The organism is Pseudomonas fjordensis (genome assembly GCF_976987115.1).
Window position 1 is genome coordinate 3,014,266 of sequence record NZ_OZ336860.1, and the last position, 25,360, is coordinate 3,039,625.

Genomic DNA, 25,360 nt, shown 5'->3' on the forward strand with positions numbered 1-25,360 from the left:
TTTTTCGCGAGCAAGCTCGCTCCTACAGAGGGCAAGGTAGATCAGAAGGTGTATTGCAACTCCCCCGACACCGACGCCTGCAACCGCTGCTCCACAATCGGGCTCTTGCCGGCCTTGTCCGCCAGGTATTGCACATCCAGCAAGGTCGAGAACTGCGTGTGTTCGTTGATCGGCACGCTCCATGAAAGGCTCATGCCATTGCTGATATTGCCGGCACTTGCCTTGTATTCCTTGAAGCGGCTGCGGGTGCCCTGGTCGGTAGTCACGCCGTACCAGGTTTGCAGGTAGTTGCGGTCACCGAAGTGGCTGCTGATGGCGGCATCGATGGAGCCGTAGCGGCCTTCATACAGATGGGTACCCAGGCTCAACTCCAGGTGGGTAAAAGCCTTGCCGGTTTCCTTGTGTTTATCTTCTTCAAGCGCATGTTCCAGGGTGGCGCCGATGATCACACCGCCGAGGTTGTAGGCGGCACTCACCCCCAATTGCGGACGTGACTTGATCTGGCCCATGCCTTTGAGGCGTTTGGAGCCGGCCTGCATGCTTTCATTTTTATCCTTGCGCGAACCGCTTGCGCCAACGTATGCGCTGAAGCTCAGGGCATTACCTTCGTAACCCCAGCCCAGGCCCGTATCAGTATCGAGGAAGATGCCCCAGGGGCTGATGATTTGGCCGCCGAATACAGGCGCCGTCATACGTTCGTCGCTGCCACTGTAGCGGGGTGCGTTGGCCATGCCGGCCTTGAGGCTGTATTGCCAGTCTTCGGCAAGCGCCGTATCGGCGGCGGCGAGCAGGCACAGTGAGGTTAATGACAGGCACAGGTTTTTTGAGTGCATCAGGGTGTTTTCCTGGTTAGAGGTTCAAGGGTGTGTGGGGTGAATGGGTGCGTTTGAACGAGTAGCCCGAAGCACTCAGCCCGTTGACCTGGCGGCTGACGGTATCGCCCAGGCCGTAGCCGTTGCCGGCCAGCACCGCATGGGCGTTGTCGATGGGCAGCAGGATGTAGTCGGTCAGCGGCTCGCCGTGCAATTGGCCGCGAATCACCAGGAAGCCGTCCTCCTGACGCACGCTGATGCCACTCAATGGCGCGTCGGGTTCATGGCTGCTGAGCACCTGATAGGTGCCGACCGTGTTGGCCCAGGCGGCGGGCAAGGGTGGTGGCTCGATGCGTTCACCGATGGCAATGCGTTGGCCGTGGCTGCGCGCGGTGAGCATTTGGCGGCCTTGTACCTGGATCACATCCAACTGCACGCGGCCCAACTCGCCCAGGTCCTTGCGCCAGAAGCCGAGGATCTTTTTCTGCGCGCGCAGCCAGCCTTGCTCATCACGTAACAGCTCGAAATCGTAGCCGGCCAGTTCGCCGGTCAAGCGCGCATGCTCATCCCTGATGCGGAACACGCCCCAGGCGGTCGCATAGAAACCAGCCAGGCGCTTGCGATCCACCGCCGCCGGCACATGGCGCAGCTTGAGGCCGTGGCTCGGGGCCTGGCAGTCATCGGCGCACACGGGCTGGCCGGTCTGTGCCTGGAGCATCAGGCGCAGGCTGTCGGTGGTCAGTGACACCACCATGTCTTCGGCGTTGCTGTCGTTGGCCATGATGATCACCGCCAGCTGCTGATCCGGTAGCAGGGTCAATTGGGCGACGAAGTCATCGCCGCCACCGCTGTGCTGGTAGGTACGCACGCCGGGGCCGATGGGCTCGTCACCGCAGGGCGCCAGAAACCAGCCCAGGCCGATCTGGCAGTCGAAATCCAGGGCGTTGCCGGTGTTTTGCTGGGTAAACATGGCGTCGATAGAAGCGCTGCCGAGGACCTGGCTGCCCTTGTAGGTGCCGTTGGCAAACAGCATGCGCACGTAGCGGCTGAGGTCTTTGGGGCTGGTCCACAGGCCACCGGCGGCGAGGTCACGCACTTGGGCGTCGGTGCTGGCCTTGCCGTCTTCGTAACCATGGGCGCGAAAGCCCATTTGCGCACCGGTGCCCACGAAGCTGGACTGGTTCATTCGCAGGGGCGTGAGCAGGCTGCTTTGCAACTGGGCTTCAAAGCTTTTACCGCTGCTGCGCTCGATGGCCGCGCCCACCAGTGAATAACCAAGGTTGGAGTACGCCACCTGGGACCCCGGCAGACTGCTCAGCCACACACCCGACACACGCATCGGCATTTGCCCCATGGCGTAAGTGCTGCGCAGGTCGCGCAGGTGCTCGCTGGGCAAGCCGGATTGATGGCTGAGCAAGCGCCGCAAAGTGATCGCTCGATCCGCCTCGGCCTGGTCGCTGTGAAAGCGTGAACGTACGTAGAACTCACGCAGGGTCTGCTGGATCGGCGCATCCAGCGCCAGGTGGTGCTGCTCCACCAGCTGCAGCGCCGCCGTGGCGCTCAGCAGTTTGGAAATGCCACCGGCGCGAAACGCGGTATTGGGCGTGACCGGCACCCCCTGGTCTTTGTCAGCCAGGCCAAAGCCACGGGCCCAGATCAGCTCCTGGCCATTGACCAGCGCAATCGACAAACCTGCCACATTGTCCCGAGCCATCTCCCGGGGAATGCGGGTTTGCAAGTAGCGGATGATTGCGCCGTAATCGCCTTTTTGAATCGGCGGCGGGACAGGCGGTTGCGAGTGGCAACCGATACTGCCCATCAGGCAACCCAATAGCGGAATACCGCGCAACCTGCGAAACATCAAGAGCACCCGAATGATGATTTGGATGCTGGAATGCTAGGGCGGCGGGGGCTTGGAATCTTTGAGTGCTTTGTCGGGAAACTGTCAAAGACTGTTAACGGCCCACTGTAGGAGCGAGCTCGCTCGCGAAAAACGCACAGGCGCCGCGTTTATCCAGAAAGCACGCGTTATCGTTGAGGTTTTTCGCGAGCAAGCTCGCTCCTACAGGATCAGGGCATCAACGTGGCGATCAGCGCGCGAATGGTCCCTGGCAACGCTTCCAGCTCACGTACCAGGATGCTGCGCTCGCGAATCGCCCAGGGTTCGTCGAGCTTTACGGTCACCAACTGCATGGTGCGGCTGTGGCGCAGGGCGGCGGACTCGGGAATGATGCCGATGCCCACGCCTGCCTCGACCATCCGGCAGATCGCTTCGAAGCTCGAGACCTGGATACGCAGCGACAATTGCTTACCCAGGCGCTCGACGTGTTCGCGCAGGAAACTCAACAGCGTGCTGCCTTCATGCAGGCCGATATGCTGATACGCCAGGGTCTGCTCAAGGGTCACCGAAGGCAAGTCGGCCAGCGGATGCCCGACCGGCACCATCAGCACCAGTTCATCGGTGCTGAAATGCAGCACTTGCAAGCCAGAGGCTTCCACGGGGCCGGCGATGATACCCATGTCACTGGTGCCATCGAGCACCCCGCGCACGATGTCCCGTGACAGGCGTTCCTGCAGGTCGACGGTGACGCCTGGGCGCTGCGACAGAAAGCCAGCCAGGACTTCCGGCAAGAACTCGGTGACCGCCGTGGTGTTGGCGAAGATACGGATATGCCCGGCCGAATCCACGCCGTATTGGGTGAACTCGCTTTTGAGGTAATCCACCTGGCGCATGATCAACCGCGCATGGTGCAACAGCCGCTCGCCTGCCGGGGTGATCTCCACGCCCCGGCTGTCGCGGTACAACAGGCGCGTGTCGAGCTGGCCTTCCAGGGCTTTGATCCGCGCACTGGCGGCAGCCGGCGACAGGAAGGCGCGCTTGGCACCCTGGGTAAGGCTGGGGGATTCGGCGATATGGATAAACAGGCGCAGGTCGGCGAGATCGAAGTGCATGCAAGGCTCCCGAAGAACAGGTTTCCTGTGGGAGCTGGCTTGCCTGCGATAGCGGTGTGTCAGTGAGCATCTTCGTCACTGACACGCCGCTATCGCAGGCAAGCCAGCTCCCACATTGGTTCACGGTGTGGCTGTAAGCGTTCAGCATAACCGAACGCTGGTTTATTGAAATGCAAATTCTCAGAACGGGCAGGCCCTTGCATGATCCACGGCAGTCACCCACTGCCTGAGGACCTGCACCCGATGAGCGCTACTGATTGGATCGGCCGAAGTGAGACCGCCCACGACCACCTGAGCCATAACCTGCTCAAGCGCATCGCCGCCACGTTCGGTGAGGCGGTGCCCGCCGATGGCGACGCGGTGCCTGCGTTGTGGCAATGGTGCTTTTTCCAGGACCCGTTGCCCGAATCGGCCCTGGGCAGCGACGGTCACCCGGCACGCGGCGGGTTCCTGCCGCCGGCCGATAACCGCAATCGCATGTGGGCCGGTGGGCGCCTTGAGTTTTTGCACTCGCTGCGGGCTGGCGAGGCGGCCACGCGCGTATCCACCATCACCCAGGTCGAAGAAAAGACCGGGCGCACCGGTTCACTGTTATTCGTCACCGTGCGCCATGACTACTCCCAGGGCGGCCGCCTGGCTATCCGCGAGGAACAGGACATCGTCTACCGCGAACCCACGCCACCCAAGGCGGGCAGCGGCGACGCGCTGGCCCAAGGCGAATGGACAGAGGCCGTCGAGCCGACGCCGACCTTGTTGTTCCGCTACAGCGCCGTGACGTTCAACGGCCACCGCATCCATTACGACTACCCCTATGTCATCGGCACCGAAGGCTATGCCGGCCTGGTGGTGCATGGCCCGCTGATCGCCACCTTGAGCCTGCGTGCGTTCTGCCGGGCGCACCCCGAAGCGACCCTGCGCCGCTTTGCCTATCGCGGTGTGCGCCCACTGATTGCGCCACAGCCTTTTGAGGTGGGCGGGCGCATCACCGCAACCGGCGTCGCAGACCTCTGGGCCGGCAACACTGAAGGCCTGGCGCAGACCGCTCAGGTGCATTTCGAATAACCCAATAACAACAGGCGGAGAGCCGTTAATGAATGCCCATGACATTGAAGAACTCAACGCCATCCGCGACGGCGTGCGTGCCTTGTGCGCCGAATTCGATGCCGCTTACTGGCGCAAGATCGATGAAGAAAAGGGCTTCCCCGAAGCCTTCGTCAAGGCGCTGACCGACGCTGGTTGGCTGTCGGCGATGATCCCCGAGGAATACGGCGGTTCCGGCCTGGGCCTGGCCGAAGCCTCGGTGATCCTTGAGGAAGTCAACCGCTGCGGCGGCAACTCGGGCACCGTGCATGGCCAGATGTACAACATGTTCACCCTGCTGCGTCACGGCAGCGAGGCGCAAAAACGCTTCTACCTGCCCAAGCTGGCCAGTGGTGAATTGCGCCTGCAGTCGATGGCCGTCACCGAACCCACTACCGGCACCGACACCACCAAGATCAAGACCACGGCGATCAAGCGCGGCGACAAGTACGTGATCAACGGCCAGAAAGTCTGGATCTCGCGGGTGCAGCATTCCGACCTGATGATCCTGCTGGCACGCACCACGCCCTTGGCCCAAGTGCAGAAAAAATCCGAAGGCATGTCGATCTTCCTGGTGGACCTGCGCCAGGCCATCGGCAACGGCCTCATCGTGCAGCCCATTGCCAATATGGTCAACCACGAGACCAACGAGCTGTTCTTCGACAACCTGGAGCTGCCCCTGGACAGCCTGATTGGCGAGGAGGGCAAGGGCTTCAAATACATCCTCGATGGCCTGAATGCCGAGCGCACCCTGATTGCCGCCGAGTGCATCGGTGACGGCCGCTGGTTTATTGAAAAGGCCAGCGCCTATGCCCGCGACCGCGTGGTGTTTGGCCGGCCCATCGGGCAGAACCAGGGCGTGCAGTTCCCGATTGCCGAGGCGCATATCGAGATTGAAGCGGCGGACCTGATGCGCTGGCGCGCCTGTGAGGAATACGACAGCGGCAAGAACGCCGGGGCCAGTGCCAACATGGCCAAGTACCTGGCGGCCAAGGCGTCCTGGGAAGCGGCCAACGCCTGCCTGCAAACCCACGGCGGCTTCGGCTTTGCCTGCGAGTACGACGTGGAGCGTAAATTCCGCGAGACCCGCCTGTACCAGGTGGCACCGATCTCCACCAACCTGATCCTGTCCTACGTGGCCGAGCATTTGCTCGAACTGCCGCGCAGCTTCTGAGGGCCTTGAGCATGCATCATACCCAAGCCCTGTGCCGATTCCTGGCTGAGCTGACTTACGCGCAGTTGCCCGAACACGTACTGGCGCGCACCGAAGAGCTGTACCTGGATTGGCTCGCGTCCGCCTTGGCCAGCCAGGGCGCGCATCCGATTCCCCTATTTGAACGCTACGCACAGAAGATGGGCCCGAGCAGCGGCCCGGCCCAGGTGATCGTCAACGGCGCCGGCACCAGCGCGTATTTTGCCGCCCTGGTCAACGCCGCCTCCTCACATCTGGTGGAGCAGGATGACCTGCACAACAGCTCCGTGCTGCACCCGGCCACCGTGGTGTTTCCCGCCGCGTTGGCCGCTGCCCAGGACCTCGGCAAGTCTGGCCGTGAACTGTTGCTGGCCTCGGTGGCCGGCTATGAGGCGGGGATTCGCATCGGTGAGTTCATGGGCCGTTCCCACTACCGCATCTTCCACACCACGGCCACGGTCGGCACCCTGGCGGCGGCGGTCGCGGTGGGCAAGTTGCTCGACTTTAACGAAGAGCAATTCATCAACCTGCTCGGCAGCGCCGGCACCCAGGCCGCCGGGCTGTGGGAGTTTCTGCGCGACGCCGCCGATTCCAAGCAACTGCACACGGCCAAGGCGGCGGCGGACGGCTTGCTGGCGGCTTACCTGACGGCCGATGGGCTGACCGGCGCGCGCAATATCCTTGAAGGCGACCAGGGTTTGGCGGCGGGCATGTCCAGTGATGCGCAGCCGGGCAAACTGTCTGCCGACCTGGGCAGCCGTTGGGCGCTGGTCGAAACCTCGTTCAAGTTCCACGCCTCCTGCCGCCACACCCATCCCGCTGCCGATGCGCTATTGGACGTGATGCAGCGTGAAGGCTTGAGCGCTGCACAGATTTCCCAGGTGCAAACCCAGGTGCACCAAGGCGCCATCGACGTACTCGGCCGCGTGACGGTGCCAGCCACGGTGCACCAGGCCAAATTCTCCATGGGCACCGTGCTCGGCCTGATCGCCGTGCATGGCAAAGCCGGGTTGCCTGAATTCCATGACCTGGCGTTGAGCGATCCTGCGGTCGCGGCGTTTCGCGACAAGGTCAGCATGAGCCTGGACCCCGAAGTCGACAGCGCCTACCCGCAACGCTGGCTGGGCCGCGTCACCGTCACCACCACCGATGGCCGCACGCTGCACGGTGCCATTGATGAACCCAAGGGTGACCCGGGCAACACCCTGAGCCGTGCCGAGCTGGCGGATAAGTTCCAGCGTCTGGCCCACTTCAGCGGCGCCCGCACCCCGGCCCAGGCCAACCGCCTGATCGAGCAGGTGTGGAACCTGCGCACTACCGCGTCCATGGCCCATTGGCTTGGAGGAATTTGTGATGACTGAACAACGACCGCTGGACGGCATCACCGTCGTCAGCCTGGAACACGCGATTGCCGCGCCATTCTGTACGCGCCAACTGGCCGACCTGGGTGCCCGGGTCATCAAGGTGGAGCGCCCCGGCACCGGCGACTTCGCCCGTGGCTATGACGAGCGGGTGCGTGGCCTGGCGTCGCATTTCGTCTGGACCAACCGCTCCAAGGAAAGCCTGACCCTGGACCTCAAGCAGGACGAGGCGGGCGCCATTCTGGATGCGCTGCTGGCCGACGCCGATGTGCTGGTGCAGAACCTTGCCCCCGGCGCGGCGGCGCGCATGGGCTTATCGTTCGAGGCGCTGCACGCGCGCTTTCCACGGCTGATCGTCTGCGATATTTCCGGCTACGGCGAAGGCGGGCCCTACGAGAAAAAGAAAGCCTACGACCTGTTGATCCAGAGCGAGGGCGGCTTTCTCTCGGTGACCGGTGGCCCAGGTGAAGAACAGATGGCCAAGGCCGGTTGCTCCATCGCGGACATCTCCGCCGGCATGTACGCCTACAGCGGCATTCTGTCGGCGCTGCTGCTGCGCGGCAAAACCGGCCAGGGCAGCCGCATCGATGTGAGCATGCTCGAAAGCCTGGTGGAGTGGATGGGTTACCCGATGTACTACGCCTTCGACGGCGCGCCGCCGCCACCGCGTGCGGGTGCCGCGCATTCGACGATTTACCCTTACGGGCCGTTTCCCACTGGTGGCGGCGGCACGGTGATGCTCGGCTTGCAGAACGAGCGCGAATGGGCGGCGTTCTGCGACAAAGTGCTGCTCAGCCCGTCGCTGGCCACGGACGAGCGCTTCAGCGCCAACTTCAAGCGCTCGGCCAACCGCGAGGTGCTGCGCCAGATCATCGTGGAGCGCTTTGCCCCACTGGACGTCGAGGCGGTGATCCAGCGCCTGGAAGACGCGCAGATTGCCAGTGCGCGGGTCAACGACATGCAAGGCGTGTGGGACCACCCGCAACTCAAGGCCCGCGACCGCTGGCGCACAGTCGACAGCCCGGCGGGGCCGTTGCCGTCGCTGCTGCCACCGGCGCGTAACGCTGCGTTTACCCCGCGCATGGACGGCGTGCCAGCGCTGGGGCAACACAGCCAAGGCATCCTCGACCAGCTGGGTTACTCGGTTGAGGCCATTAACAGCCTGCGCGAGCGCGGCGTTATTTAATCAGGAATCAAGTGATGCCAAAGCCTTTAGTACGTTCTGCGCTGTTTGTGCCGGGCAGCCGCCCGGAGCGGTTTGCCAAGGCCCTGGCCAGCGGCGCCGACGCAGTGATTGTGGATTTTGAAGACGCGGTGGAAGAGCCGCTCAAGCGTCAGGCTCGGGATAATCTGGGCGTATTTTTGCATGCGCATGCCGAAGCCCAGGTGTGGGTACGCATCAACGCGCCCCAGCATGCCGAGCATTTTGCCGATGTCGCCTTCTGCAAGGCCCATGCAAATGTGGCGGGGGTGTTGCTGCCCAAGGTCGAAAGCGCGGCCCAGGTGGCGGTGGTGGCCGCGACCGGCAAGGCTATCTGGCCGATTATCGAAAGCGCACGCGGTTTGCTGGCACTGGCGCAGATTGCCCAGGCGCCCCAGGTGGAACGCCTGTCGTTCGGCGGCTTGGACCTGGCGCTGGACCTCAACCTGAGCAGTCAGTCCCGCGCGGCCGAATTGGCCCTCGACCAGGCGCGCCTGGCGTTGATCGTGCATTCACGCGCCGCGGGCCTGGCGCCGCCGCTGGACGGCGTGCACCCGGCCATCGACGACCCCGAAGGCCTGCACCGCTCGATCCGGCACGCTTATGAAATGGGCTTTGCCGGCGCGTTGTGCATTCATCCCAAGCAAGTCGCGGTGATCCATGCCGCGCTGGCGCCGAGCACCGAAGAGCTGGCCTGGGCCAGGCGGGTGGTGGAGGCGGGTGCCCATGGGGCAGGGGCTTATCAGATTGACGGGCAGATGGTGGATGCGCCGTTACTGCTGCGCGCGCAACGGCTGCTGGCCGCGCAACTGTAACTGACAAAACCGGGAACAAAATGTGGGAGGCTGGCTTGCCTGCGAAGACGGCCTCACAGTCGACACCGTAATGCCGAGTACATATCCATTCCTGCGGTAACGGCCACTTAGGGTTCCGCCCTGACGGCGGCTCACTTTTGAAAAGCGCAAAAGTAAGCAAAACGCTCTTGCCCCACCACTCGGCACCTCGCTTAGGCTCGGTGTGCCCGAACGCAGGCTTGAATCCGTGGGCCGCCGCCACGCGCCATCCATGGCGCGGGGCGGCTAACCCGGCGTCCTGCCGGGTTACCCACGAATTCAAGCCTGCGTTCGGCCAGCGTGGTTTAACGGGGCGCCTGAGATCAAGATCAAAAGCAGAGCAAGATCAAGAGCGGCTCGCTTCGCATCGTGGTTACCGTCTGCTGTTGCAACCGCCAAAGTTGCGCAGATACCTATGGCTATCGCAGGCAAGCCAGCTCCCACACTGGACGCGTTCGGCCAGGCCGAACGCAGGTATCTAAAATTCGAAATTCACGACACGCGTTACATCAGGCACCTTGCCTTACAACACAACAATAAGAAGGTGATTCCCATGCTCAAGCTTTCCCGGGCGCTGCTGTGCGCCGCCACCTTGTTTACCGCGGGCCTGGCCCAGGCGGTAGACCCGATTGTGATCAAGTTCGCCCACGTGGTTGCCGAGAACACCCCTAAAGGCCAGGGCGCGTTGCTGTTTAAAAAACTTGCTGAAGAGCGCCTGCCCGGCAAGGTCAAGGTCGAGGTGTACCCGAACTCGTCGCTGTTTGGCGATGGCAAGGAAATGGAAGCGTTGCTGCTGGGCGACGTGCAAATGCTCGCGCCGTCCCTGGCCAAGTTCGAGCATTACACCAAGCAAGTGCAGATCTACGACTTGCCGTTCCTGTTCAACGATCTGGCCGCCGTCGACCGTTTCCAGGCCGCTGAGGGCAAGCAACTGCTGACCTCGATGCAGGATAAGAACATCCTCGGTCTGGCCTATTGGCACAACGGCCTCAAGCAACTCTCCGCCAACAAGGCCCTGCATGAACCCAAGGACGCCCGTGGCCTGAAGTTCCGCGTGCAGGCTTCCAGTGTGCTCGAAGAACAGTTCAAGGCGATCCGCGCCAACCCGCGCAAGATGAGCTTTGCCGAGGTTTACCAAGGCCTGCAGACCGGCACCGTGAATGGCACCGAGAACACTTGGTCGAACTATGAAAGCCAGAAGGTCAACGAAGTGCAGAAGTACTTCACCGAGTCCAACCATGGCTTGATCGACTACATGGTGATCACCAACGCAAAATTCTGGAACGGCCTGGCGCCGGATGTGCGCAGCACCCTGGAGCAGATCATGGCCGAGGTCACCGTGGAGGTGAACAAGCAGGCCGAGGCGCTGAACCAGTCGGCTAAGCAGAAAATCATCGACGCCAAGACCAGCGAAATCATCGAACTGACCCCCGCGCAACGTGCGCTGTGGCGCGAAGCCATGCGCCCGGTGTGGCAGAAGTTCGAGGGCGAGATTGGGGCTGACCTGATCAAGGCGGCGGACGCTTCCAACCAGTAATTTCCTGTGGGAGCGGGCTTGCCCGCGATTGCGGTGTGTCAGTTGATACAACTGGCGGCTGGTTCACCGCTATCGCAGGCAAGCCAGCTCCCACAGGTTGACCTGGTTTTTTACCTATCTCTGCCTCGCGAGGTTTTGCCATGCAAACGCTAAGGCGCGTCTGGGAGCATCTGGAGGAAGGCTTCATTGCGTTCCTGCTGGCCGCCATGACCCTGGTGACATTCGTCTACGTCATGCTCAACAACGTCTACACCCTGTTCTTTGCCCTGGCCGACAAATGGGCCTGGAGCAGCCCCTTCTTCAATGCCCTGGGCGACGGCACCATGACGTTGGCCCAAGAGATGACCTGGAGCGTGGCGCTGACCAAGGCCATGTTCGGCTGGTTGATTTTCTTCGGTATTTCCTACGGCGTGCGCACCGCAGGCCACCTGGGCGTGGACGCGCTGGTGCGGCTGACCCGGCGCCCGGTGCAACGCCTGCTCGGCATGCTCGCGTGCCTGTGCTGCCTGGCCTATGCCGGGCTGTTCATGGTGGCCAGCTACAAGTGGGTGAGTGCGGTGATGACCGCCCATATCGGCGCCGAGGACCTCGACCAGTTCGGCATCGATGTCGGCGACATCGTGGTGATCGTGCCCATTGGCTTTGCCTTGGTCTTGATCCGCTACCTGGAAATTTTCTACCGCATCTTTACCCACCGCCAGGTCGGGCTGGGGTTGGCCGACGAGGCCGGTGAGGCCAGCAAGTTGGCCGGCAGCCATGAGGAGCGTCACTGATGGCCGTGCTCTGTCTGTTTCTGCTGTTGTTCGTGTTCATGTTCCTGGGCGTGCCGATTGCGATTGCCCTGGGGCTGTCCGGTGCGGTGTCTATCCTGATGTTCAGCCAGGACTCGGTGAGTTCCCTGGCGATCAAGCTGTTTGAAACCAGCGACGCCTACACCTTCCTGGCGATTCCATTTTTCCTGTTGTCCGGTGCCTTCATGACCACCGGCGGCGTGGCCCAACGGCTGATCGACTTTGCCAACGCCTGTGTCGGGCATATCCGCGGTGGCCTGGCGATTGCGGCGGTGCTGGCGTGCATGCTGTTTGCGGCGCTGTCCGGCTCGTCACCGGCCACGGTGGCGGCAGTGGGCTCGATTGCCGTGGCAGGCATGGTGCGTTCCGGTTACCCGAAGGAGTTTGGGGCGGGCATCATCTGTAACGCCGGGACCTTGGGCATTCTGATTCCGCCGTCGATCGTGATGGTGGTGTATTCGGCGGCGACCGAAACCTCGGTGGGCAAGCTGTTCATGGCCGGGGTGATTCCGGGCTTGCTGCTGGGCCTGATGTTGATGATTGCGATCTACATCGTCGCCCGCATCAAGAAGCTGCCGGCGCAACCCCGGGCGACGTTCCGTGAGTGGCTGAGTTGCGCACGCCGGGCATTCTGGGGTTTGTTGCTGCTGGTGATCATCCTTGGGGGCATTTACAGCGGCATGTTCACCCCGACCGAAGCGGCGGCGGTGGCGGCGGTGTATTCGGCGTTTGTCGCGCTGTTCGTCTACAAGGACATGAAGCTGCGTGACTGCCCCAAAGTGCTGCTGGAGTCTGGGCGGTTGTCGATCATGCTGATGTTCATCATCGCCAACGCCATGTTGTTTGCCCACGTGCTGACCACCGAGCAGATCCCGCAGGAAATCACCGCCTGGGTGATCTCCGAAGGGCTGACGCCGATTGGCTTTTTGATCATGGTCAACGTGGTGTTGCTGATTGCCGGCAGCTTTATGGAGCCTTCGGCCATTGTGCTGATCCTGGCGCCGATCTTTTTCCCGATTGCGATGAAGCTGGGCATTGATCCGATTCACCTGGGCATCGTGATGGTGGTGAACATGGAGATCGGCCTGGTGCACCCACCGGTGGGGCTGAACCTGTTCGTGACCTCGGCGGTGACGGGGCTGACCCTGGGGCAGACCATTCGTGCGGCGATGCCGTGGCTGATGATCCTGTTGGTGTTCCTGATCATGGTCACCTACCTGCCGTTCATTTCCCTCGCGCTGCCGCAGTGGCTGGGGATGTGAGGCCGCTGGACGGTGGGAGAGGGCAGCCCTCCCACCGTTGAGGGGCGTCAGACCTTGAACTGACGCAAAAGCCCATCAAGCTGTTCACTCAAGCCACGCAACTGTGCACTCGCCACGCTGGACTGCTCCGCCGCCAATGCGGTGCTGTGGGACAGCCCGGCCGCCTGGGTGACGTTCTGGTTGATGTCTTCCACCACATGGGCCTGTTGCAGGGTGGCGCTGGCAATCGAGGCGTTCAGGCCGTTGAGGTTGTGCAGCGCCTGGCCGATGGCGGTGAGGCTTGCGCCCGCCTGGCCGGCTTGTTCAATAGTCAGTTGCGAGGCGCTGTGGCTGTCGCTGATGACCTTGACCGCCGCTTCGGAGTGACCTTGCAGGCGCTCGATCATCACCTGGATCTCGGCGGTGGATTTCTGCGTGCGCTGGGCCAGCAGGCGCACCTCGTCGGCGACCACCGCAAACCCACGGCCTTGCTCACCGGCGCGGGCGGCTTCGATGGCGGCATTGAGGGCGAGCAGGTTGGTCTGGTCGGCGATGGAACGGATCACCTCTAGTACCCCACCGATCTGCGTGCTTTCGCTGGAGAGCGTGCGGATCACCTCCACAGCCTGGCTGATAGTGGTGGAGAGCTGGTCGATCTGCTGCAAGCTACCGTCGATATTGACCTGGCCCTGTTGTGCCTGGGCCTGGGCATCGCGCATTTCGCTGGCAGCGTGCTCGGCATTCTTGGCCACGTCCTGCACGCCGTAGGTGACTTCGTTGATGGCGGTGGCCACCAGTTCCATCTGCTGCGATTGCTGCTGGCTGCGGTCGTGGGCCTGGCTGGCGTTGTGGCCCAGCTCGGTGGACGACTGGCCCAGGGCGTTCGCGCACACCTGCAACTGGCCGACCACCTGGCGCAGCTTGGCGGTAAAGCTATTGAAGTGCTGGGCCAGTTGCGTCAATTCGTCACGGCCGTGGGTGTCGAGGCTGTGGGTCAGGTCGCTTTCGCCGCTGGCGATATTGCCCATGGCATTTACCGCCGCCTGCAACGGCTGCACGATGCTGCGGGCAATCAGCACCACTAGCACGGCCATCATCAACGCAATGCCCAGGCCAATCGCCGAGGCCTTCCACACCTGGCCCCTGAATTCGGCCTGCACATCGTCCACGTAGACGCCGGAGCCGATAATCCAGCCCCAGGGTTCGAACAGTTGGATGTACGAGGTTTTCTCTACCGGCGCTTCGGCGCCGGGCTTCGGCCAGCGGTAGTTGACGATGCCGGCGCCCTTGGCCTTGGCCAGGCTCACGAATTCGTTGAACACGGCGAAACCGTCCGGGTCGCGAATCGCCGAAAGGTTCTGGCCGTCGAGCTTGGGGTTGGCCGCGTGCATGATCATCACGGGGGTGAGGTCGTTGATCCAGAAGTAATCATCGTGGTCATAACGCAGGCCGCGCACCGCGCTCAAGGCCTGTTGTTGCGCGGCGTCGCGGGTCAGTACGCCGGTTTTCTCCAGGTTCTGGTAATACCCGAGTACGCCACTGGCGGTCTGCACCACGTGCTGGGTCTGCTGGCGCTTGGCCTGGTAGAGGTCGCCGTGGATCTGGTTGAGCATCAACAGCCCCAAGGCCAGCAGCATCAACACGGCGACTATCAGGATCAGCCAAAGGCGGCGGCTGATCGACATGCTGCGCAAACTGTTCATCGTCCTGTCACTCCCTGCTCTTTATAATTGTGGTGCTGCTTCGAGATTTCCGGCGTGTCTGATAGGCTTTCGGCCCGGAATCGAAAAACCTGAGTACTGCCTGATTTTTCACGGAATTTTTGCAGACCGGCGTTGAGAATCAACCGCGGGCGCTTGTGTGCGCTCGTCGTCAGTGAACTTAAAAAAGACTAAGAGGCATGCCCCGTGCATGACCTTTGGAGACAGCATGGATTTTTGGACCGCCATACAGGCATTGATTCTCGGCATCGTCGAGGGGCTTACGGAGTTCTTGCCGATCTCCAGCACCGGCCACCAGATCATCGTCGCCGACCTGATCAATTTTGGCGGCGAGCGTTTCGAAGCCTTCAACATCATCATCCAGCTCGGCGCGATCCTGGCGGTAGTCTGGGAGTTTCGGCGCAAGATCTTTGACGTGGTTATCGGCCTGCCGACCCAGCCCAAAGCCCGACGTTTCACGGTCAACCTGATCATTGCCGTATTGCCGGCAGTGGTACTTGGGGTGATCTTCGCCGACCTGATCAAGCACTACCTGTTCAACCCGATCACCGTGGCCACGGCGCTGGTGGTGGGCGGCGTGATCATGTTGTGGGCTGAACGCCGCCAACATGCGGTGCGGGCTGAGACCGTCGATGACATCACCTGGAAAGACGCCCTGAAAGTCGGCCTGGCCCAGTGCCTGGCGATGATCCCGGGCACCTCGCGCTCCGGTGCGACGATCATCGGCGGCCTGTTGTTCGGCCTGTCACGCAAGACCGCCACCGAGTTCTCGTTCTTCCTGGCGATGCCGACCATGGTGGGTGCAGCGGTGTACTCGGGCTATAAGTACCGTGACCTGTTCCAGCCCGCGGACTTGCCGGTGTTCGCCATTGGCTTTGTCACCTCATTCATCTTCGCGATGATTGCGGTCAAGGCCCTGCTCAAGTTCATCGCCAGCCACAGCTATGCGGCGTTTGCCTGGTACCGGATTGCCTTTGGCCTGGTGATCCTGGCGACCTGGCAATTCGGCTGGATCGACTGGACTGCGGTCAAGCCATGAGCATCCAGCACCCACGCCTGAAGGCGCTGCTTTTTGTGCTGCTGTGTGCCGCGCCGCTGCTGGGCTCGGCCTTGCTGTGGTATCGCGGCGAAACGGTCATCCCATTGATGGCTTACGGCGTGGTCAGTGTAGTGGCGTTCTTCCTGTACTGGAGCGATAAGCGCAAAGCACAGACTGAAGGCTGGCGCACCCCGGAAAACATCCTGCATGCGGTGGAGCTGGCCGGCGGTTGGCCGGGGGCGTTGATCGCCCAGCAGGTGTTCCGGCACAAGACGCGCAAGGTGTCTTACCAGGTGCTGTTCTGGGTGATTGTGCTGTTGCACCAGGTGTTCTGGCTGGACCAGTTGTTCTTGGGCGGCACCTTGCTGTCAATCCTCTAGCCGCAAGCCAATCTGCGTGCGCTTGGGCAGCTTGCTCACCACCAACTGGTGGGAGCGCTGCAACAAGCCGCGCAGTTCCTCAGCGCCCAAAGGGTAGGGCGTGTTCATGATGACCCACTGGGCCCTGGCCAAATAAGGCGCCGGGTGGATGCCCGGCCGGTCGACGTGGCCCAGGAACAGCTCCTTGTCGACCTTGAAGGCCAGCGATTCACCGCGCAGGTTCTGTAAGGCGAACATCTTGTTGCCGGCAATCGAAAACACCCTCACGCCGCCCCATTTATAGTCTTCCCGTGCGCCTGGCAGGTTCAGGCAGAAACCTGCGACTTGTTCTTCTGTCATGCTCATAACAGCCGATCTCCACAGCCCTTGAAGCCTTCTTCCAGATAGTCGATCCAGGCCCGGATGGCCGGCAGCACACCGCGCCGGTGCGGGTACACCGCCTGAAGCCAGCCGCCCGGCAACGACCACTCCGGTAGCAATTGCACCAGGCGGCCATTAGCCAGTTCTGCTTCGCAGTACATCATTGGCAGCACCGTAAAGCCCACGCCCATCATTGCGCTGGCCTTGCGCACGATAAAGTCTTCGATGCCCAAGCGCGCCTCCATCACTAGTTCGTGCATGTTGCCCTGGGGGTCGATGATGCGTTGGTGCACCATTCGGTCGGCCTCGAGTGCGCCAAGGATTGGCAGCTGCTTGAGGTCTTCCAGGGTTTCGACCCGCCGCTCACGCATGAAAACGGGGCTGGCCACCAGCACGGTATGCGCCTGGCGCAGGCGTTTGGTGACCAGCAACGGGTCTTCGTCGCCCAGTTCGCGTACGCGCAGCGCTACATCAATGCCTTCGGCCACCAGGTCGACGCGGCGATTCACCAGGGTCATGTCCAACTGCACCAACGGGTGGGCGGCCAAAAAACCGGCTACCAGCTCCGGCAGGATCTGCTGGGCCAGGCCCACCGGGCAACTGACCCGCAAGCGCCCCCGTGGTTCGCTGGACATGCTGGCCACGGCCTCGTCGGCCATTTCCGCTTCCAGCAACATGGCCTGGCAGTGGCGCAAGTAGCGCTCACCCACGGCGGTAAGGGTCAGTTGCCGGGTGGTGCGTTGCAGCAGGCGTGCACCCAGGCGGTCTTCCAGCTCGGCAATGCGCCGTGACAGCCTGGATTTGGGAATCCCGAGTAGCCGGCCAGCGGCAGCAAAACCGCCGGCTTCGACGACTTTGGCGAAATAGTAGAGGTCGTTGAGGTCTTGCATGGTGGGCCTATTGTCCTGTCAGTGGGACAAACTATCGCATTTCAGATGGCTTATCGATCATTGGTTTCATGCGTAGCATCACCACCATCTGATCGCCACTGTCGATCCCACCTCGGAGATCCATCATGAAACTGTTGCACATCGATTCCAGCATCCTCGGCGACAACTCGGCCTCCCGTCAGCTCAGCGCGGGTGTGGTCAAGGCATGGCAAGCCGCCCAGCCGGGCGTGGAAGTGACTTACCGTGACCTCGCCAGCGAAGGCATCAACCATTTCTCCGGCGCTACCCTGGGTGCATTGGGCACTGCCGCCGAACTGCGCGATGCGGCGCAAAAGCACGAGGCAGAACTGAGTGCATCGTCGCTGGCTGAATTCCTCGCCGCCGATGCCGTGGTAGTGGGTGCGCCGATGTACAACTTCACCATCCCCACCCAGTTGAAAGCCTGGATCGACCGCATCGCGGTAGCCGGCCAGACCTTCCGTTACACCGAAGCCGGCCCTGAAGGCCTGTGCGGCAACAAGAAGGTCATTATTGTCTCCACCGCCGGCGGCCTGCATGCCGACCAGGCCTCGGGCGCTGCCCACGAAGGCTACTTGAAGCTGCTGTTCGGTTTCCTCGGCATCACCGACATCGAGATCGTTCGCGCCGAAGGCCTGGCCTACGGTGATGAAGTGCGCAGCAAAGCCATGAGCGACGCCAACGTGCGCATCAACGAGCAACTGTTCGCCGCTGCGTAAGGCTTATGTAAATTTGCTCTGTCCTCGGCTTCATTCTGAAACCGAGCGCCTAAACTCTGTATTCTGATCGCCTGAGCGCGAGCGGAGTACGGAGTTTTTTCGTTGTGGCCCAGGTTATGCAGACATCCATTCGATACCCTGGACTTTTTATTCGACAGGCCGGTTCTTGTGCAGCAAAGGTGGACATCCCCATGATGCGTCTTTGTGCTGTTTTGGTTCTTTCGCTGTTGGGCGGCCTGGTTTCAGTGCACGCCGCGCCGGCACCGCACCCCCATTGGAGCGTGGGGTTTCATCGCATGAGTTTTCTCGACCCGCTGGATGCGCAGCCGATGAAAGCCATCGCGTTCTACCCCTCCACCGATGCCGAGCGCTCCACCGCGCTGGGCGCCTACCATGTGGCGGCCAGTGAAGATGCCAAGGTGGCGATCGGGCGATTCCCGATGCTGATGTTGTCCCACGGCAATACCGGCACGCCGCTGGCCCTGCATGACCTGGCCACCGCCTTGGCACGCAAGGGTTTTGTGGTGGTGGCGGTGCTGCATCCCGGGGACAACTACAAGGACCACAGCCGCCTGGGCACTGTGAGCAATTTATATGGTCGGCCGATCCAGATCTCCCAGGCGATCACCGCCGCCTTGGCCGAGCCGATGCTGTCGCCCTTTGTGGATATCGATCAGATCGGTGTCATCGGTTATTCCGCCGGTGGTGAGACGGCATTGATCCTGGCCGGCGCCAAGCCTGATTTCGAACGTCTGCGCCGCTACTGCCAAGAGCGCCCCGAAGACCGCGACGCGTGCACTACCAAGGGCGAACTGGTGGTCGACCGCGACGATTTGCAACCCCAGGCCGACCCGCGCATCCATGCCTTGATGCTGATGGCGCCGCTGAGCTTGATGTTTGGCCGCCACACCCTGGCGGACGTGCATGTGCCGGTGCTGCTCTACAGTGGCGATGGCGACCAGTTGGTGGCCGTGGACAAGAACGCCGCCGCCCTGGCGCGCAAGTTGCCGCAGCCCCCGGATTTCAAACTGTTGGCCGGGGCCGGGCACTTCGTGTTCATGGCGCCGTGTGACAGTGACCAACTGGCGAGCATGCCGGCCATTTGCACAGATGCCGATGGCGTCGATCGCGAAGGCATCCACCGCGACCTGGTCTCCGAGGCCGGGCGTTTTTTCAGCCATACCCTGGGTGAGGCCACCCGCGCCGGCTTGCAAACCGCTGATCAGTAGGCGCGGCGCCTGAGCAGTACGGTCAGGCCGAGCGCGCTGACCGACAGCAACGCCGCGCAGAAGAAGATCCAGCCATAGCCGAGGTTCAACGCCACGGCGCCCATCAACGGCCCGGCAATCGCCAGGGCCAGGTCGAAAAACACCGCATAGGCGCTCAGCCCCGCGCCGCGGCTGCTGTCCGGCACTTGCTTGATCGCTTCCACGCCGAGCGCCGGGTACACCAACGACAAGCCAAAGCCGGTCAACCCGGCGCCGATCAAGGCCACGCCGGTAGACGGCGCCAGCCACAACAGCGTCAGGCCCAGGGTTTCGATCAGCATGCAGGCGATGGCGGCGGTGAACCCGCCAAACCGGCTGATGGCTGAGATAAACACCAGGCGCGAGAGAATAAAGCACACACCAAATACCGTCAGGCAATACGCCGCACCGGTCCAGCCACGATTGAGGTAATACAGGGTGATGAAGGTCGTCAGCGTGCCGTAGCCAATCGAAGCCAGGCACAGGCTGGCGCCGAATGGCGCGATACGCCCGAACACCGCCCAGAACGGCAGCCGCTCGCCACGCACCACTGGCACCGAGGGTTTATTGCGGATCAGCACCAGGCCCAGCGCCGCCAGCACCGCCAGGGCAATACCGAGGCTGGTGTAGCCGTAGTCAGCCACCATCACCACGCCAAGGGGCGCACCAATGGCGATTGCGCCATAAGAGGCGATGCCATTCCAGGAAATCGAGCGAGCGGTGTGCTCAGCGCCCACGGCGCCCATGCACCAACTGATGGTCCCCACGCCAATCAGGCCCTGGGCCACGCCGAGCAACAGGCGACCGGCGATCAGGATACCCAGGCTCACGCTCGGTAGGCTTTCCAGCAGGGTGGCGATGAAGGTCAGTACACCGCTGATCAGAATGCCGGCCAGGCCCAGCACGATCGCGCGTTTGGTACCGACGTTATCCGACATCCGCCCAGCCATCGGACGGCTGAGCAGCGTGGCCAGGTACTGCGAGCCGATGGTCACCCCGGCAATCACGGCGCTGAAGCCCAGTTGCTCGTGCACATAGCCTGGAATCACCGCGATCGGCAGGCCGATGCAGATAAAGGCAATGAAGGTGTAGAAGACGATGGAAACGATCTGCAGGGTGATCGACAGGGAGGAGGGGGCGGCAGGCATGAATACTCAATCGCTGGCGGGCGGTAAAGCATCATGGCATATCCCGCCTGCCTGTAGGAGCGAGCTTGCTCGCGAAGAACGTCAACGATAACGCGGGTTGCCTGATTCTGCGCGGTGCTCTCAGGTTTTTCGCGAGCAAGCTCGCTCCTACAGTAGTGTGCATGCGAAAAGCCCCGTCACAGGGACAGGGCTTTTTCTTGTAGCTTGCAGCTCAGTGCGGCTCTTAGAACACCACACCCTGGCTGCGCAGATAGTCGTCATAGGTGCCGCTGAAGTCGATCACGCCGCTAGGGCTCAACTCGATAATGCGGGTGGCCAGGGACGATACGAACTCACGGTCGTGGCTGACGAAGATCAGCGTGCCCGGGTAGTTCTCCAGCGCCAGGTTCAGCGCTTCGATGGATTCCATGTCCAAGTGGTTGGTCGGTTCGTCCATGATCAGCACGTTCGGCTTTTGCAGGATCAGCTTGCCGAACAGCATGCGCCCTTGTTCACCACCGGAGATCACTTTGACCGACTTCTGGATCTCGTCGTTGGAGAACAACATGCGGCCCAGGGTGCCACGAATCATTTGCTCGCCTTGGGTCCATTGGCCCATCCAGTCGAACAGGCTCACGTCGTCTTCGAAGTCGTGGGCGTGGTCCTGGGCGTAGTAGCCCAGCTCGGCGGCGTCGGTCCACTTGATGCTGCCGGCGTCCGGGGTCAGTTCGTTGACCAGGGTGCGCAGCAGGGTGGTCTTGCCGATACCGTTGGGGCCGATGATCGCCACGCGCTCGCCGGCTTCAACCTGGAAGCTGAAATCCTTGAACAGCGGCTTGCCGTCGAAACCCTTGGCCATCTTCTCGACCATGACCGCCTGGCGGTGCAGCTTTTTGTTCTGCTCGAAACGGATGAACGGGCTCACACGGCTCGACGGCTTGACTTCGGCCAGCTGGATCTTGTCGATCGCCTTGGCACGGGACGTGGCCTGCTTGGCTTTCGAGGCGTTGGCCGAGAAGCGGCTGACGAAGGATTGCAGTTCGGAGATCTGCGCTTTTTTCTTGGCGTTGTCCGACAGCAGTTGCTCGCGGGACTGGGTCGCCACGGTCATGTACTCGTCGTAGTTGCCCGGGAACAGGCGCAGCTCGCCGTAGTCCAGGTCAGCCATGTGGGTGCACACGCTGTTCAGGAAGTGACGGTCGTGAGAGATGATGATCATCAGGCTGGAGCGCTGGGTCAGGATGTTTTCCAGCCAGCGGATGGTGTTGATGTCCAAGTGGTTGGTCGGTTCGTCGAGCAACAGCACTTCAGGATCCGAGAACAGTGCCTGGGCCAGCAATACGCGCAGCTTCCAGCCTGGGGACACTTCACTCATCGGGCCGAAATGCTGTTCCAGGGGAATGCCCAGGCCCAGCAGCAGTTCACCGGCGCGGGATTCGGCGGTGTAGCCGTCCATCTCGGCGAACTCGGTTTCCAGCTCGGCCACGGCCATGCCGTCTTCTTCGCTCATTTCCGGCAGCGAGTAGATGCGATCGCGCTCGGCCTTGACCTTCCACAGCTCCTCGTGGCCCATGATCACGGTGTCGAGCACGGTGAATTCTTCGTAGGCGAACTGGTCCTGGCGCAGTTTACCCAGGCGTACATTCGGCTCGAGCATGACCTGGCCGCCGGACGGGTCGAGGTCGCCACCGAGGATTTTCATGAAGGTCGACTTGCCGCAACCGTTGGCACCGATCAAACCATAGCGGTTGCCGGCGCCGAACTTGACCGAGACGTTCTCGAAGAGCGGCTTGGCGCCGAACTGCATGGTGATGTTAGCTGTGGAGATCAATTACTTTACCTATCAATGGGTTGCGAGCGTGACGGCAGGTGCCTTCAGGCATGCGTCAACAGCGACATCAAGGCGCGAAACCCGGTCGCTGAACACAAAATTTGGGATGTGTGTTGGAATTTGGCGCGCATTGTCGCATATGTCAGGCGACAGTTGTATGGCGAGCGAAGGATGGTTTTGCCAAGGTCTCCGGCATGGCCAGCCACAACAGCATCAAGGCAGCGGCTGCAACCGCCGCCAACGTCAGGAACGCCGCGTTGTAGCCAGCCTGCTGCACCACGAAACCGGCCAGGCTGCTACTGAGCGCCGCGCCGAGGCCAAATACGGTGGAGAGGGCGCCCAGGCTGACGTTGAAGCGCCCGGTGCCTTGGGTCAGGTCTTTGACGATCACCGGGAACAGGGCGCCGAAAATGCCGGCGCCGATACCGTCGAGCATCTGCACGGCCACCAGCCAGTAGGGGTCGCTGGACAAGGTATAGAGCACGCCACGCAGCGGCAGTATCAGGAAACCTGCAAGCAACAGCGGCTTGCGCCCCCAGACATCGGCCTTGAGCCCGACCAGCCAGGCCATCGGCACCATCACCAATTGGGCGGCGACGATGCAGGCTGAAGTCAGCGGGGTAGCCATCTGCAGATTGATCTGCGCCAGTTTCTGGCTGACCAGCGGCAGCATCGCGGCGTTGGCCAGGTGAAACAGTGCGCAGCAGATGGCGAACAGGAGCAGCGGTTGGTTGGCCAGTAACGATTTCAGGCCCGAGGGTTGTTCGTGGTCGGTGTGATGGGCCGGATCGAAACCACGGGCGACCTCATGGTCAATCGCCCTGGCCGGCACGCAACTGACCGCAATGACACTGGCGACCGCCATAAAGGCCATCAGGTAGAACACCACCACCGGCCCGAACAGGTACGCCAACCCGCCGGCCAGCAACGCGGCCACGGCATTACCCGCGTGGTTGAAGGTCTCGTTGCGCCCGGTACGCCGGGTGAAGGCGCGGGGCCCGGTAATCCCCAGCGAGATGGCGGAAATTGCCGGGGCAAAGACAGACGCAGCTACGGCGCTGGCAGCCTGGGTCAACGCCACCCAGCCAAATGAGCTGACGAAGGGCAGCATCAGGCAACTGCCCGTCACCAGCAGCGCAGCAATGGCAACCACCGCGCGTTTGCTGCGAGTACGGTCGATCAGCGCACCTGCGGGGCCTTGGGTCAGCAAGGCAGCGATGCCTGCCAGGGTCATGACCACGCCAATGCTGGCCGGCTCCCATTGATGCACGGCCAGCAGATAGATTGCCAGGTACGGTCCGAGACCGTCGCGCACATCGGCGAGAAAGAAGTTCAGGCTGTCCAGGGATAAAGCGATGCGCAGGTCTGAATGACGGGCCACGGTGCGGACCTTCAAGAGCGGCGCTCAGGGGCTGAACGCGCATTGGGTTAGTGACCTGTGGGCTGGGTGATAAGTTTCGCGGTCGGGGAGGCTTTCCTCCTGCGTGCATTTAACTTACTTTCCAAAGCCCCCTGTAATGAGTTTCTGGAGAAGCAATGGACATGCCCTCAGCGCAACAGGCGATCACCAGCAACAAAAATGCCTGGGATGAATCTGCCGGGTTACACAAAGATACCGCGACCTGGACGGCACTACTGACCGCGGTAGCCGAGCCTGATTTTTCCTGCCTTGACCCGACCATCACCACCTTGCTGCAAGAAGTGGGCGTGGTGGGCAAGGACGTGGTGCAGTTGTGCTGCAACAACGGGCGCGAAAGCCTATCGCTGTATGGCTTGGGCGCGCGTTCGGTGGTGGGGGTCGATCAATCCCGGGCGTTTCTTGAACAGGCGCGGGAATTGGCCGAGGTCTCGCCCCATAGCCCTGAGTTCATTGAGACCGATATCCACCATTTGCCCGAGCGTTTGCAGGCGCGGTTCGATATTGCCCTGGTGACCATTGGCGTGCTGGGCTGGATGCCGGATGTGGCGCTGTTCATGCGCCAGGTTGCCAGTGTGCTGAAGCCCGGCGGCACGCTGGTCATGTACGAAACCCATCCCTTTCTCGAGGTGTTTGACCCCTGTGGGGCCAACCCGATGCAGCCTGCCAGTTCTTACTTTCAGCGCGAGCCCTTTGTACTGCAGGAGGCAATTGTCTATGAAGGGAAGGATGAACGGCCCGGGCCGACCTCCTATTGGTACGTACATACCCTGGGCAGCGTGGTCAGCGGGGCTATCGCAGCGCAGTTGCAGATCGCCCATTTGCAGGAATACCCGCATTGCAACCGGGAAGAACTTTACGAACAGTATGAGCATCAGGCCGCGCAACTGCCGCTGTGTTTTACCCTGACAGCGACCAAGCGTGATGGCTGATCAAGGTTTGCGCAGGCAAAAAAAGGCCCGCGAGGAGAGGGCGGGCCAAGGGATTCACTGGAGTAGGTAGGCTTCACCCTATAGGTGGAAAAGTGAAGGCCTTGTGAAAATGCCGTGATCAAATCGGATGACTAATGCCGTTTGGTATAGGAGCGAGCTTGCTCGCGAAGAACGCTAACGATTACGCGTGTTGCCTGAATGAGCGCGGCGTCTGTGAGTTTTTCGCGAGCAAGCTCGCTCCTACAGAGGGGAATTCATGAGCGCCGTACGAAGGTGCGCATGGTTTGCCCAGGGCCGGTGCTGAACACGGTGGGCCTGGGCATGCCTTCATCCGCTGCGATAAATACGAAATCATCGCCGTCGAGCCGGTAACTGGCGGGGAGCTGCTTGCCTGCGTCTTCGCCAATGGCATCTGTCCAGGTGATGCTTTTTGGCGTGGTACTGGCGTCCAACTCGAACCGTCCCGCCAATAATAGTTCGCCACTGACCGTGGTCACTTCGAAGCGATCCCCTGCAATGGTCGTGATCGCACCTGGCGCGCTGTGGGCATCCACGGGGTTACGCACGCCACTGTCTTCAAGGACTGTTTGTTCCCAAGTGCCTTGCAATGCGTGAAAGTCCGAGGCTGAAAGCGGTGACATGCAAACTCCTTATTGCTGTTCAAAAAAATGTTCAATTG

Annotated in this window: 23 protein-coding genes and 1 pseudogene; 14 read left to right on the forward strand and 10 right to left on the reverse strand. The window is 61.8% G+C overall.

The window, feature by feature from the left end; genetic code table 11:
• Positions 1-41: 41 nt before the first annotated feature.
• The 3 genes from ACWHXD_RS13495 to ACWHXD_RS13505 all read right to left on the reverse strand — a co-directional run bounded on the left by ACWHXD_RS13495 (position 42) and on the right by ACWHXD_RS13505 (position 3,764).
• Positions 42-833, reverse strand: coding sequence for a MipA/OmpV family protein (locus ACWHXD_RS13495; RefSeq protein WP_138762632.1), 792 nt, complete (start codon positions 831-833; stop codon positions 42-44).
• 16 nt (positions 834-849) lie between these two features.
• Positions 850-2,673, reverse strand: a complete 1,824-nt coding sequence (locus tag ACWHXD_RS13500; protein ID WP_098951614.1) for a serine hydrolase domain-containing protein — start codon at positions 2,671-2,673, stop codon at positions 850-852.
• A 209-nt stretch (positions 2,674-2,882) separates the two neighbouring features.
• Positions 2,883-3,764 carry a LysR family transcriptional regulator gene (locus ACWHXD_RS13505; RefSeq protein WP_003191032.1) on the reverse strand — a complete coding sequence of 294 codons (882 nt, stop codon included), beginning with the start codon at positions 3,762-3,764 and terminating at the stop codon, positions 2,883-2,885.
• Positions 3,765-4,007: 243 nt separating this feature from the next.
• Between ACWHXD_RS13505 and ACWHXD_RS13510 the strand changes: the two genes are divergently transcribed.
• The 8 genes from ACWHXD_RS13510 to dctM all read left to right on the forward strand — a co-directional run bounded on the left by ACWHXD_RS13510 (position 4,008) and on the right by dctM (position 13,021).
• Entirely contained in the window at positions 4,008-4,826 is an 819-nt protein-coding gene (locus ACWHXD_RS13510) for an HTD2 family dehydratase (RefSeq protein ID WP_138762633.1), read from the forward strand.
• Positions 4,827-4,854: 28 nt separating this feature from the next.
• Positions 4,855-6,018 (forward strand): acyl-CoA dehydrogenase family protein, encoded by a 1,164-nt coding sequence (locus ACWHXD_RS13515; RefSeq protein ID WP_138762634.1) that lies wholly within the window; start codon positions 4,855-4,857, stop codon positions 6,016-6,018.
• Between the two features lie 11 nt (positions 6,019-6,029).
• Positions 6,030-7,397: an MmgE/PrpD family protein gene (locus ACWHXD_RS13520; RefSeq protein WP_138762635.1), complete on the forward strand. Its 1,368-nt coding sequence runs from the start codon at positions 6,030-6,032 to the stop codon at positions 7,395-7,397.
• Complete coding sequence (locus tag ACWHXD_RS13525) at positions 7,390-8,583, forward strand: CaiB/BaiF CoA transferase family protein (protein ID WP_032892013.1); 1,194 nt, start codon at positions 7,390-7,392, stop codon at positions 8,581-8,583. Before ACWHXD_RS13520 ends, ACWHXD_RS13525 begins: the two co-directional genes overlap by 8 nt.
• 14 nt (positions 8,584-8,597) lie before the next feature.
• Positions 8,598-9,413, forward strand: coding sequence for an HpcH/HpaI aldolase/citrate lyase family protein (locus tag ACWHXD_RS13530; RefSeq protein WP_138762636.1), 816 nt, complete (start codon positions 8,598-8,600; stop codon positions 9,411-9,413).
• A 571-nt stretch (positions 9,414-9,984) separates the two neighbouring features.
• A complete protein-coding gene (locus tag ACWHXD_RS13535) occupies positions 9,985-10,968 on the forward strand; it encodes a TRAP transporter substrate-binding protein (protein ID WP_138763057.1) in 984 nt (327 codons plus the stop codon).
• A gap of 140 nt (positions 10,969-11,108) precedes the next feature.
• The gene (locus tag ACWHXD_RS13540; protein ID WP_138763056.1) at positions 11,109-11,741 is read left to right on the forward strand and encodes a TRAP transporter small permease; all 633 of its coding nucleotides are present in this window, start codon (positions 11,109-11,111) and stop codon (positions 11,739-11,741) included.
• The gene (gene dctM, locus ACWHXD_RS13545) at positions 11,741-13,021 is read left to right on the forward strand and encodes a C4-dicarboxylate TRAP transporter large permease protein DctM (protein ID WP_057012696.1); all 1,281 of its coding nucleotides are present in this window, start codon (positions 11,741-11,743) and stop codon (positions 13,019-13,021) included. Before ACWHXD_RS13540 ends, dctM begins: the two co-directional genes overlap by 1 nt.
• A gap of 47 nt (positions 13,022-13,068) precedes the next feature.
• Here the strand turns inward: dctM and ACWHXD_RS13550 are convergent, their stop codons facing one another.
• Positions 13,069-14,703: a methyl-accepting chemotaxis protein gene (locus ACWHXD_RS13550; protein ID WP_032892009.1), complete on the reverse strand. Its 1,635-nt coding sequence runs from the start codon at positions 14,701-14,703 to the stop codon at positions 13,069-13,071.
• Between the two features lie 226 nt (positions 14,704-14,929).
• On the opposite strand from ACWHXD_RS13550, the gene ACWHXD_RS13555 reads away from it, so the two are divergent.
• Together ACWHXD_RS13555 and ACWHXD_RS13560 are read left to right on the forward strand one after the other, a co-directional pair.
• A complete protein-coding gene (locus ACWHXD_RS13555; protein ID WP_044273643.1) occupies positions 14,930-15,760 on the forward strand; it encodes an undecaprenyl-diphosphate phosphatase in 831 nt (276 codons plus the stop codon).
• Positions 15,757-16,140, forward strand: a complete 384-nt coding sequence (locus tag ACWHXD_RS13560; RefSeq protein ID WP_003191046.1) for a DUF1294 domain-containing protein — start codon at positions 15,757-15,759, stop codon at positions 16,138-16,140. Before ACWHXD_RS13555 ends, ACWHXD_RS13560 begins: the two co-directional genes overlap by 4 nt.
• Here the strand turns inward: ACWHXD_RS13560 and ACWHXD_RS13565 are convergent.
• Positions 16,129-16,485, reverse strand: coding sequence for an MmcQ/YjbR family DNA-binding protein (locus ACWHXD_RS13565; RefSeq protein WP_138763055.1), 357 nt, complete (start codon positions 16,483-16,485; stop codon positions 16,129-16,131). The genes ACWHXD_RS13560 and ACWHXD_RS13565 overlap by 12 nt on opposite strands.
• A complete protein-coding gene (locus ACWHXD_RS13570; RefSeq protein WP_032892007.1) occupies positions 16,482-17,390 on the reverse strand; it encodes a LysR substrate-binding domain-containing protein in 909 nt (302 codons plus the stop codon). The genes ACWHXD_RS13565 and ACWHXD_RS13570 overlap by 4 nt, the downstream gene beginning before the upstream one ends.
• Positions 17,391-17,515: 125 nt before the next feature.
• On the opposite strand from ACWHXD_RS13570, the gene ACWHXD_RS13575 reads away from it, so the two are divergent.
• Together ACWHXD_RS13575 and ACWHXD_RS13580 are read left to right on the forward strand one after the other, a co-directional pair.
• Positions 17,516-18,127, forward strand: coding sequence for an FMN-dependent NADH-azoreductase (locus tag ACWHXD_RS13575; RefSeq protein WP_003191051.1), 612 nt, complete (start codon positions 17,516-17,518; stop codon positions 18,125-18,127).
• A gap of 191 nt (positions 18,128-18,318) precedes the next feature.
• The gene (locus tag ACWHXD_RS13580) at positions 18,319-19,356 is read left to right on the forward strand and encodes an alpha/beta hydrolase family protein (RefSeq protein ID WP_098951605.1); all 1,038 of its coding nucleotides are present in this window, start codon (positions 18,319-18,321) and stop codon (positions 19,354-19,356) included.
• On the opposite strand, the gene ACWHXD_RS13585 is transcribed toward ACWHXD_RS13580, so the two are convergent.
• Positions 19,350-20,522: an MFS transporter gene (locus ACWHXD_RS13585; protein WP_138763054.1), complete on the reverse strand. Its 1,173-nt coding sequence runs from the start codon at positions 20,520-20,522 to the stop codon at positions 19,350-19,352. The two genes, ACWHXD_RS13580 and ACWHXD_RS13585, sit on opposite strands and share 7 nt — an antisense overlap.
• A gap of 38 nt (positions 20,523-20,560) precedes the next feature.
• Here ACWHXD_RS13585 and ACWHXD_RS13590 point away from each other — a divergent pair.
• Positions 20,561-20,686: pseudogene (locus ACWHXD_RS13590) on the forward strand (outer membrane lipoprotein carrier protein LolA); the annotation flags it as partial.
• 59 nt (positions 20,687-20,745) lie between these two features.
• Here the strand turns inward: ACWHXD_RS13590 and ACWHXD_RS13595 are convergent.
• Together ACWHXD_RS13595 and ACWHXD_RS13600 are read right to left on the reverse strand one after the other, a co-directional pair.
• Complete coding sequence (locus ACWHXD_RS13595; protein WP_003191057.1) at positions 20,746-22,332, reverse strand: ABC-F family ATPase; 1,587 nt, start codon at positions 22,330-22,332, stop codon at positions 20,746-20,748.
• A gap of 142 nt (positions 22,333-22,474) precedes the next feature.
• Complete coding sequence (locus ACWHXD_RS13600; RefSeq protein ID WP_138763053.1) at positions 22,475-23,713, reverse strand: MFS transporter; 1,239 nt, start codon at positions 23,711-23,713, stop codon at positions 22,475-22,477.
• A 155-nt stretch (positions 23,714-23,868) separates the two neighbouring features.
• On the opposite strand from ACWHXD_RS13600, the gene ACWHXD_RS13605 reads away from it, so the two are divergent.
• Positions 23,869-24,681: a class I SAM-dependent methyltransferase gene (locus ACWHXD_RS13605; RefSeq protein WP_138763052.1), complete on the forward strand. Its 813-nt coding sequence runs from the start codon at positions 23,869-23,871 to the stop codon at positions 24,679-24,681.
• A gap of 254 nt (positions 24,682-24,935) precedes the next feature.
• On the opposite strand, the gene ACWHXD_RS13610 is transcribed toward ACWHXD_RS13605, so the two are convergent.
• The gene (locus ACWHXD_RS13610) at positions 24,936-25,322 is read right to left on the reverse strand and encodes a TIGR03067 domain-containing protein (protein ID WP_138763051.1); all 387 of its coding nucleotides are present in this window, start codon (positions 25,320-25,322) and stop codon (positions 24,936-24,938) included.
• Positions 25,323-25,360 lie beyond the last annotated feature (38 nt).